Origin of the sequence: Streptomyces phytophilus (assembly GCF_013870535.1) — a bacterium.
GTDB lineage: Bacteria > Actinomycetota > Actinomycetes > Streptomycetales > Streptomycetaceae > Streptomyces > Streptomyces phytophilus.
Map to the genome: position 1 here is coordinate 1 of NZ_JACBXC010000131.1, position 8,824 is coordinate 8,824.

Genomic DNA, 8,824 nt, shown 5'->3' on the forward strand with positions numbered 1-8,824 from the left:
CGCCGACCTTGCGGACGAGGGCGTCCCACTCGTCGTACGTCCGCTGGATCTCCTGGTCGAAGGCGACCTTGAACGACTGGTTCGGCCGGCGCCGCGCGTACAGCCAGCGCAGCAGCATCGGCTCCATGATCTCCAGCGCCTCGGCCGGCGTCGGCACGCCGCCCTTCGACGAGGACATCTTCGCCATGCCGCTGATGCCCACGAACGCGTACATCGGGCCGATGGGCCGCTGCCAGCCGAAGATGCCGACGAGCTTGCCGCCGACGTTCCACGACGAGCCGGGCGAGTGGTGGTCGACGCCGGAGGGCTCGAAGACGACGCCCTCGTACGCCCAGCGCATCGGCCAGTCGACCTTCCACACGAGCTTGCCGCGGTCGTACTCCGCGAGCCGCACGGTCTCGCCGTGCCCGCAGGCGCAGGTGTACGTCAGCTCGGTGGTCTCGTCGTCGTACGCGGTGACCGTCGTCAGGTCGCGCTCGCAGACCGCGCAGTACGGCTTGTACGGGTAGTACGCGCCGCCGGCCGTCAGGCCGTCGTCCTCGTCGGCGGCGCCGGAGCCCTCGGCCGCGGCCAGCTCCGCCTCGTCCACCGGCTTCTGCTGCTTCTTCTGCTGCTGCTTCGGCTTCGTGCGGAACTCGGCGAGGACGGCGTCGATGTCGGCGCGGTGCCGCATCGCGAAGAGGATCTGCTCGCGGTACGCGCCCGCCGTGTACATCTCCGTCTGGCTGATGCCGCGGTACGTCACGCCCATCTCGGCGAGCGCGCCCTCCATGGCCGCCTTGAAGTGCGCGGCCCAGCTCGCGTGCGGGCTGCCCGCGGGCGCGGGCACGGAGGTCAGCGGCTTGCCGATGTGCTCCGCCCAGGACTCGTCGACGCCCTCGACGCCGGCGGGCACCTTGCGGAAGCGGTCGTAGTCGTCCCAGGAGATCAGGTGCTCGCAGGGGACGCCGCGGCGGCGGATCTCGTCGGCCACCAGGTGCGGCGTCATCACCTCGCGCAGGTTGCCCAGGTGGATCGGTCCCGAGGGGGACAGACCGGAGGCGCAGACCACCGGTTTGCCGGGGGCGCGACGCTCCGCCTCGGCGATGACCTCGTCGGCGAAACGGGAGACCCAGTCGGCGGCCTCGGCGGTGGCACCCACAGTCCTGACTTCCTCTCTCTGCCCATCTCCGGAGCACGTGCGGGACCCATTCTCCCAAACAAAACCGCTTGGCCCTGCATGGAATACTGAGGGCTCATCCCACCTCCAGAAGGAAGCGGCGATCACGAACATGGCCTCAGTCCCGTCCCTCGCCACCCAGGTCCGGCAGCGCGTCGCGGACGCTATTGAGGCAACCGTCTCCGGCAACCCTGCGGACCCGTCCCCTCGCCCTTCGGGCTGGGGAGACCCCATGCTGCGACGCAGCGACCGGGCGGACTTCCAGGCCAACGGGATGCTGGCGCTGGCGAAGCGGCTGAAGACCAACCCGCGGGAGCTGGCCGGCCAGGTGGCCGCGCAGGTCGACGCGGGCGACGTGCTCGCGGAGGTCGAGGTCTCCGGGCCCGGCTTCCTCAACATCGCGGTGACGGACGCGGCGATCACGTCGAACCTCGCCGCGCGCGCCGAGGACGGCCGCCTCGGCGTCCCGTACGCGGACGCCCCCGGCACCACCGTCGTCGACTACGCGCAGCCGAACGTCGCGAAGGAGATGCACGTCGGGCATCTGCGCTCGGCGGTCATCGGCGACTCGCTCGTACGGGTGCTGGAGTTCACCGGCGAGACGGTGGTGCGGCGGCACCACATCGGCGACTGGGGCACGCAGTTCGGCATGCTCATCCAGTACCTGGACGAGCACCCGCACGAGCTGGACCGCGGCGGTGCGGACGGCGCCGCCGTCTCCGGCGAAGAGGCCGCCTCGAACCTCAACAGGCTCTACAAGGCCGCCCGCGCCGTCTTCGACGCCGACGACGCCTTCAAGGAGCGGGCCCGGCGCCGGGTCGTCGCGCTGCAGTCCGGCGACCCGGAGACGCGGGCGCTGTGGCAGCGGTTCGTGGACGAGTCGAAGCTGTACTTCTTCTCGGTCTTCGACAAGCTCGACATGGAGGTCAGGGACGCCGACATCGTCGGCGAGTCCGGCTACAACGACATGCTGGACGAGACGTGCGAGCTGCTCGCGGAGGCGGGCGTCGCGGTCGACTCCGAGGGCGCGCTGTGCGTCTTCTTCGACGACATCAAGGGCCAGGACGGCCAGCCGGTCCCGCTGATCGTGCGCAAGTCCGACGGAGGCTACGGCTACGCGGCCACCGACCTGTCCGCGATCCGCGACCGGGTGTTCAACCTCAAGGCGCAGACCCTGCTCTACGTCGTGGACCACCGGCAGTCCCTGCACTTCCGGATGGTCTTCGAGACGGCCCGCCGGATGGGCTGGCTCGACGGCGGCGTGACGGCGACGCAGCTCGCCTTCGGCACGGTCCTGGGCAAGGACGGCAAGCCGTTCAAGACCCGGGCGGGCACGACCGTACGGCTGGAGGACCTGCTCGACGAGGCGATCGACCGGGCGTCGGCGGTCGTCCGGGAGAAGGCCGACAAGGCGGTGCCGCCGCTGACGGAGGAGGAGATCGCCGAGCGCGGCGCGCAGGTGGGCATCGGCGCGGTCAAGTACGCGGACCTGTCCACGTCGGCGGCCCGGGACTACAAGTTCGACCTGGACCAGATGGTGTCCCTGCACGGCGACACCTCGGTCTACCTCCAGTACGCGTACGCCCGCATCCGCTCCATCCTCCGCCGCGCGGGCGGCACCGCCGTCCCCGCACCCCACCCGGCGCTGCCGCTCGAACCGGCGGAGCGGGCGCTCGGCCTGCACGTGGACGGCTTCGCGGCGGTGGTCGCGGAGGCGGCGGAGGAGCACGCGCCGCACAAGATCGCGGCGTACCTCTACCAACTCGCGTCGTTCTTCACCACCTTCTACGAGCACTGCCCGGTCCTGAAGGCGGACACCCCCGCGCAGGTGGAGAACCGCCTCTTCCTCAGCGGCGTGACGGCCCGGACGCTCCACACCGGCATGGCGCTGCTGGGCATCCGCACCCCGGAACGCCTCTGAGCGACCGGCCGCGGGCGGCTCCCGTAGGGTGATCGCCATGAGCGACTGGCAGTTGACGCGGACCTTCTCCAGCTCCGCCGGCGAGGTCCGCTGGGACCGGCTCGGCGGGGCCGGGGGGCGGCCGGTGGTGCTGTTGCACGGGACGCCCTGGTCGTCGTACACGTGGCGGGCCGTCGCGCGGGCGCTGGCGCGCGGGCGCGAGGTGTACGTCTGGGACATGCCGGGGTACGGGCAGTCGGAGAAGCGCGCCGGGCAGGACGTCTCGCTCGACGCGCAGGGGCGGATCTTCGTCCAACTGCTTGATCATTGGCGGTTGGACGAGCCGCTGGTCGTCGCGCACGACTTCGGCGGCGCCGTCGCGCTGCGCGCGCACCTGCTGCACGGCGCCGCGTACCGCGCGCTGGCCCTCGTCGACCCCGTCGCGCTCGCCCCGTGGGGCTCGCCGTTCTTCCGGCTCGTACGGGACAACGCGCCCGTCTTCGAGCAGCTCCCGGCGGCGCTGCACACCGCGCTGGTCCGCGAGTACATCGGCACCACCGGCGGCCCCGGCCTCCACCCCGCCGTCCTCGACGCCCTCGTCGCGCCCTGGACCGACGACGCCGGCCGCCCGGCGTTCTACCGCCAGATCGCCCAGGCCGACCAGCGCTTCACCGACGAGATCCAGCCCCGCTACGGCGAGGTCGGCATGCCCGCGCTCGTCTGCTGGGGCACGGACGACACCTGGATCCCGGTCGCCAAGGCGCACGAGCTGGCGGGCCTCGTCCCGGGCGCGCGGCTGGAGCTGTTCGAGGGCGCGGGCCACCTGGTCCAGGAGGACGCCCCGGCCGAACTGACCGCCGTCCTCCAGACGTTCCTCACCGAGCAGTCCTAGGTGTATTGCCCTGTGAGGTTGGGGACGCGGCTGGCGGGCGGTTGGCCGTTCAGTGCGGTGTGGCCGCGGTGGTGATTGTAGGTGTGCAGCCAGTGGGGGAATGCTTCGCGTCGTTCCTGCTCGCTGCGGTAGGGGCGGGCGTAGGCCCACTCGTCTAGCAGGGTGCGGTTGAAGCGTTCGACCTTGCCGTTGGTCTGTGGCCGGTAGGGCCGGGTTCGCTTGTGGGCGATCTGGGCCGCGATGAGAGCATCGCGCCAGTCGCGTGAGCGGTAGCAGGCGCCGTTGTCGGTCAGGACGCGTTCGACGGTGATCCCGGCCTGGGTGAAGAACGCCTGGGCGCGGGTCCAGAAGGCGGTGGCGGTCTCCTTCTTCTCGTCGGTGTGGATCTCGCTGTAGGCGAGGCGGGAGTGGTCGTCGACGGCGGTGTGCAGGTAGCTGTAGCCGGCGTTCTTGCGGGTCTTGCGGCCCGCTTGTCGGCCCAGGACCTTGTGGCCGCCGCCGTCGGGGATGTTCCCGAGCTTCTTGATGTCGACGTGCACCAGTTCGCCGGGACGCTCACGTTCGTAGCGGCGTATGGGGTGGCCGGTGGCCCGGTCCAGGTGTGTCAGGCGGACCAGGCCGTGGCGGGTCAGCACGCGGTGCACGGTCGAGGGCACCAGACGGAGCAGGTGGGCGATGCGGGCTGGTCCCCGGCGACGCAGGACCCGGACCTTGATGATCCGGCGCTCGGTGCGGGTGGGGGTGCGGCGCGGGCTGGTGTGAGGGCGGCTGGAGCGGTCGGTCATGCCTGCCTCGCCACACAGTTGGTATCGGCTGGCCCAGCGCTGGGCGGTGGTTGGCGAGACCTGGAAGCGTTCGGCAGCCCGGCGCAGGGTCCAGCCGTCCTCGATCACGCAGCGGGCCAGACGCAGCCGGCCAGTCTCGGTCAGAGGTGCATTACGGTGTGGCATGAGGGCCTTTCTGCTGGTGTAGACGTCGCAATCCACACCGAACCGGAAGGCCCTCACCCCTTCAAGATCCTTCAGCCGAGACCTCGCTCACCGTCCACAACCTCCCCGGACAGAACACCTAGGCCCTGTCTGACGCCCGCCCCCCTGCGCCGGGCCGCGCCTACGGCCCCTCCCACCACGGCCGCACGCCCTCCACCGGGACGAAGTCGTGGAAGTCCATGTTGGCGATCTCCAGGTTGCAGACCATCGACCCGGCCACGTGCCACGGCAGGACGGCGATGTTGCCCGGGGTGTCGTGGAGGTCGACGGCGGCCAGCGGCCGGTCCGCCGCGGCGAAGGTCCCGGCGTCGGCGAGCGCGACGAGCACGGTGTACTCCTCGGGCGGTACCAGCGCGGGGACGCTGCCGGGCGGCAGGCCCTCGTAGGCCGGGTCGTCCACGACCAGCGCCGTCAGCGGGTAGCGGTCCACGTCGATGTCGTCCGGGTCGATGTCGGCGCCGACCCAGCCCTCCTCGTCGGTGCCGCCCAGCTCGTCGAGCAGGGCGCGCCAGCCGTCGTCGTCCTCGAACGAGGTGCGGACCAGCAGGGCGCCCTCGGTGGCGGGCAGCGCCGGGAAGTCCCGCTGCGGCGGCGTCGTCGGCACGGGGAAGGCCCGGCGGCCGGCGCCGCCCCGGTACGTACCGCGCAGGTCGGTGTCGCGGATCAGGTCGTCGAAGACGAGCGCCCCGTCGAACAGGGCGGCCAGGACCTCGCCGAGCCGCTCCTTCGCGACGCGGACCCCGCGCCCGGGTATCGCCGCCAGGTCCACCAGCAGCGGCTCCCCGCCGTACACCGCGACGATGTCCACGAGGACGGCGACGGGTGCGGCCGAGGCGCCGCCGGGGAGGAGCGCGGGTACGTTCCCGCCGCGCAGGTGGTCCCACCCGGGGTCGGCGACGGGGCGCAGCCGCACGGGGCTGTCGTCGGGCACGAGCGCGGCGCCGCCGCCGTCCGGGGCGAGCAGCCCGCCCCAACCGGGCTCCCCGTTCTCGTAGTACGCGCAGACCATCAGCACCTCACCGGACGTGGTCCGGGGCAGCTCCGGGCAGGGCATGACTCCCCTTTCGCTTGGTTGCCGCGGGATGCCCCGGAAACTATCGCGCCGGACTGACAGCCACCCGCGTCACGAGCGGGGCGCGGGCCCGGAGAGTGGCCGTGCGGCGTCGCCGACGATCGCCTGCAGCGCCGCGATATGGCCCTCGAAGGCGTCCCGCCCGGCGGGGGTGAGGCGGGCCCGTACCTTCCGGCGGCCGCCGCTGACGCGGCGTTCGGTGGCGACGTACCCGGCCTCTTCGAGCGTCGCGAGCTGCTTGGACAGCGCCGAGTCGGACAGTTCCAGCCGGTCCTTGAGGAAGGCGAACTCGGCCCAGTCGACGGCGGCCAGCGTCGCCACCAGCGACAGGCGGGTGCTGGGGTGGATCAGCTCGTCGAACTTCGGCTGCGTCATGCCCGCACCCAGCGGCGCACCACGCGCAGGATCTCCGGCCCGCCGAACCCGACGACGGCCGCCACCATCCCCGCCGCCCAGATGCTCGCGTGATCGGTGCCCTCGGCGTCCAGGGCGAGCGCCACCACGACGGTCACGGCCACGAACGCGACCAGCATGCCGATCACCACCGCGGGGATGCGGCGGCCGGCGACCGCGGCGCTGACCTGGATCTGCTGCGTCCGCCGCCGCCCGCTGAGCAGGCGCGAGGCGAATATCGCGTGTCCGGCGCCGAAGGCCGCCGTGGCGATCGCGGTCAGCCACCACGGCAGCACCGCGCCGCCCGCACCCAGCACCAGCCAGCCCGCGGCCATGCCCCACCAGTAGCCGCGGGGCAGGCCGATCTCCCCGGCCACGTGGCGGCGGGCGTGTTCCGCCGCGGCGAGCGCATCGCGGGCCTGCTCTGCGGCGACGTTGTCCATGACGGGGCCTCTCTCACTTTCCTGGTGGGAAACTGAGCATCACACTTTCCTGCCGGGAAAGTCAAGCGCCGCACTCGCGGCCCCGCGGCCCCGCCCGCGCTAGGACGCCGACTTCGGGCGGGCGCGCAGATGCGCGCGTTCGCCCTGGCCGCCGAAGAGGCTCAGGAACTCCACCGGCTCGTCGTCCGCCGCGCCGAACCAGTGCGGCACGCGGGTGTCGAACTCGGCCGCCTCGCCGGGTTCGAGGATCAGGTCGTGCTCGCCGAGCACCACGCGCAGCCGGCCGCTCATCACGTACATCCACTCGTAGCCCTCGTGGGTGCGCAGGTCCGGCTCCCGGCGTCCGCTGCCCGCCGGCAGGATCAGCTTGAACGCCTGGATGCCGCCGGCCCGGCGGGAGAGCGGCAGCATCGTCATGCCGTTGCGGGTGACCGGCCGCAGGTGGATGCGGGGGTCGCCGGTGGGCGGGGCGCCGACGAGTTCGTCGAGCGTGACGCCGTGGGCGCGGGCCAGCGGCAGCAGCAGCTCCAGCGTGGGGCGGCGGCTGCCGGACTCCAGCCGGGACAGGGTGCTCACCGAGATGCCGGTGGTCGCGGACAGCTCGGCGAGCGTCGACTCGCGCCGGCGGCGCAGCTCGCGCAGGCGCGGGCCGACGGCGTTGAGGGCGGTGTCGAGTTCTGCGTCCTGATCGGGGGCGCTGTCGGTGTCAGCCATACGAACAGTTTGCCATAGCGGCAACAAGGTTTGCGCATTCAGCGGGGTCGGCCGCAGGGTCGTCGGCATGGAGGTGGTCGACATGACCGAGAGGGCCGAGGCCGGGTGGGCCTGGACGGGTGCCGGGGCGGAGGAGAGCCACGAGCCGGCGGAGAGCTACGAGGTGGCGGTGGTCGGTGGCGGCGCCGCGGGGCTGAGCGGGGCGCTGATGCTGGCCCGCTCCCGCCGCTCCGTGGTGGTGATCGACGCGGGTGCGCCGCGCAACGCCCCGGCGGACGGCGTGCACGGGCTGCTGGGCCGCGAGGGCATACCGCCGGGCGAGCTGCTGGCGCGCGGCCGGGCGGAGGTCCGCGGGTACGGGGGCCACGTGGTGACTGGCGAGGTCACCGGGGTCGCCCGGGAGCCGGAGGACGGCCCCCGGGACGCCGGGGACGGGTCCGAGGACGCGACCGGGTTCGTCCTCACCCTCGCCGGCGGCCGGTCCGTACGGGCCCGGCGGCTGCTCGTCACCACCGGCCTCGTCGACGGGCTGCCCGACGTCGCCGGCCTGCGCGAGCGCTGGGGCCGGGACGTACTGCACTGCCCGTACTGCCACGGCTGGGAGGTCCGCGACCAGGCCATCGGCGTGCTGGCGACCGGGCCCATGGCCCTGCACCAGGCGCTGCTGTTCCGGCAGTTGAGCGCCGACGTCACGTACTTCTCGCACACCACCGAGCCGCCGGCCGGCGACGCCGCCGAGCAGTTGGACGCCCTCGGCGTGCGCGTCGTCACCGGCGAGGTCGCGGGCCTGGAGGTCACCGGCGACCGTCTCGCGGGCGTACGCCTCGCGGACGGCACCGTCGTGCCCCGCCAGGCGCTCGCGGTGGCCACGCGCATGGTCGCCCGCGCCGGGCTCCTCGCCGACCTGGGGCTGCGCGCCGTGGAGCACCCCTCCGGCATGGGCGAGCACATCCCCGCCGACACCACCGGCCGCACCGACGTACCCGGCGTGTGGGTCGCGGGCAACGTCACCGACATGACCGCCCAGGTCCACGCCGCCGCGTCGGCAGGGGCCATGGCCGGCGCGCAGATCAACGCCGACCTCGCCGCCGAGGACGCCCGCCGGGCGGTCGCCGCCCGCCGGGTCGGCGTATGACGGACGACTACGGAGAGAGGGACACCAGGATGACGAACGCGACCGAAGAGTTCGGCGAGGCGTACTGGGAAGAGAAGTACCGGGCCCGCGACGCGATCTGGAGCGGCCGCCCCAACCCGCAGCTCGT

The 8,824-nt window shown here is 72.9% G+C and carries 9 protein-coding genes; 3 read left to right on the forward strand and 6 right to left on the reverse strand.

Annotated features, from left to right (window positions below):
* On the reverse strand, positions 1–1,141 hold a 1,141-nt coding region (locus H5J30_RS09795), incomplete at its 3' end, for a nucleotidyl transferase family protein (protein ID WP_181787029.1).
* A gap of 130 nt (positions 1,142–1,271) precedes the next feature.
* On the opposite strand from H5J30_RS09795, the gene argS reads away from it, so the two are divergent.
* Positions 1,272–3,080 carry an arginine--tRNA ligase gene (gene argS, locus H5J30_RS09800; RefSeq protein ID WP_181787031.1) on the forward strand — a complete coding sequence of 603 codons (1,809 nt, stop codon included), beginning with the start codon at positions 1,272–1,274 and terminating at the stop codon, positions 3,078–3,080.
* Between the two features lie 37 nt (positions 3,081–3,117).
* Positions 3,118–3,951, forward strand: coding sequence for an alpha/beta fold hydrolase (locus H5J30_RS09805; RefSeq protein WP_181787033.1), 834 nt, complete (start codon positions 3,118–3,120; stop codon positions 3,949–3,951).
* Here H5J30_RS09805 and H5J30_RS09810 read toward each other — a convergent pair.
* The 5 genes from H5J30_RS09810 to H5J30_RS09830 form a co-directional block, all read right to left on the reverse strand.
* Positions 3,948–4,901: an IS481 family transposase gene (locus tag H5J30_RS09810; RefSeq protein WP_181787035.1), complete on the reverse strand. Its 954-nt coding sequence runs from the start codon at positions 4,899–4,901 to the stop codon at positions 3,948–3,950. The genes H5J30_RS09805 and H5J30_RS09810 overlap by 4 nt on opposite strands.
* Before the next feature lie 160 nt (positions 4,902–5,061).
* Complete coding sequence (locus H5J30_RS09815; protein WP_181787036.1) at positions 5,062–5,994, reverse strand: DUF6924 domain-containing protein; 933 nt, start codon at positions 5,992–5,994, stop codon at positions 5,062–5,064.
* A 69-nt stretch (positions 5,995–6,063) separates the two neighbouring features.
* The gene (locus H5J30_RS09820; RefSeq protein WP_181787037.1) at positions 6,064–6,387 is read right to left on the reverse strand and encodes a winged helix-turn-helix domain-containing protein; all 324 of its coding nucleotides are present in this window, start codon (positions 6,385–6,387) and stop codon (positions 6,064–6,066) included.
* Complete coding sequence (locus H5J30_RS09825; protein ID WP_181787038.1) at positions 6,384–6,848, reverse strand: hypothetical protein; 465 nt, start codon at positions 6,846–6,848, stop codon at positions 6,384–6,386. The genes H5J30_RS09820 and H5J30_RS09825 overlap by 4 nt, the downstream gene beginning before the upstream one ends.
* Positions 6,849–6,947: 99 nt before the next feature.
* Entirely contained in the window at positions 6,948–7,562 is a 615-nt protein-coding gene (locus tag H5J30_RS09830) for a helix-turn-helix domain-containing protein (RefSeq protein WP_181787039.1), read from the reverse strand.
* 82 nt (positions 7,563–7,644) lie between these two features.
* On the opposite strand from H5J30_RS09830, the gene H5J30_RS09835 reads away from it, so the two are divergent.
* Complete coding sequence (locus H5J30_RS09835; RefSeq protein WP_258563221.1) at positions 7,645–8,697, forward strand: NAD(P)/FAD-dependent oxidoreductase; 1,053 nt, start codon at positions 7,645–7,647, stop codon at positions 8,695–8,697.
* Positions 8,698–8,824: the final 127 nt, after the last annotated feature.

What these genes read in the sequence shown, in the direction of transcription:
- argS (WP_181787031.1), top strand. Translation starts at nt 1,272, where the DNA reads ATGGCCTCAGTCCCGTCCCTCGCCACCCAGGTCCGGCAGCGCGTCGCG.
- H5J30_RS09805 (WP_181787033.1), top strand. Translation starts at nt 3,118, where the DNA reads ATGAGCGACTGGCAGTTGACGCGGACCTTCTCCAGCTCCGCCGGCGAG.
- H5J30_RS09810 (WP_181787035.1), bottom strand. Translation starts at nt 4,901, where the DNA reads ATGCCACACCGTAATGCACCTCTGACCGAGACTGGCCGGCTGCGTCTG.
- H5J30_RS09815 (WP_181787036.1), bottom strand. Translation starts at nt 5,994, where the DNA reads ATGCCCTGCCCGGAGCTGCCCCGGACCACGTCCGGTGAGGTGCTGATG.
- H5J30_RS09820 (WP_181787037.1), bottom strand. Translation starts at nt 6,387, where the DNA reads ATGACGCAGCCGAAGTTCGACGAGCTGATCCACCCCAGCACCCGCCTG.
- H5J30_RS09825 (WP_181787038.1), bottom strand. Translation starts at nt 6,848, where the DNA reads ATGGACAACGTCGCCGCAGAGCAGGCCCGCGATGCGCTCGCCGCGGCG.
- H5J30_RS09830 (WP_181787039.1), bottom strand. Translation starts at nt 7,562, where the DNA reads ATGGCTGACACCGACAGCGCCCCCGATCAGGACGCAGAACTCGACACC.
- H5J30_RS09835 (WP_258563221.1), top strand. Translation starts at nt 7,645, where the DNA reads ATGACCGAGAGGGCCGAGGCCGGGTGGGCCTGGACGGGTGCCGGGGCG.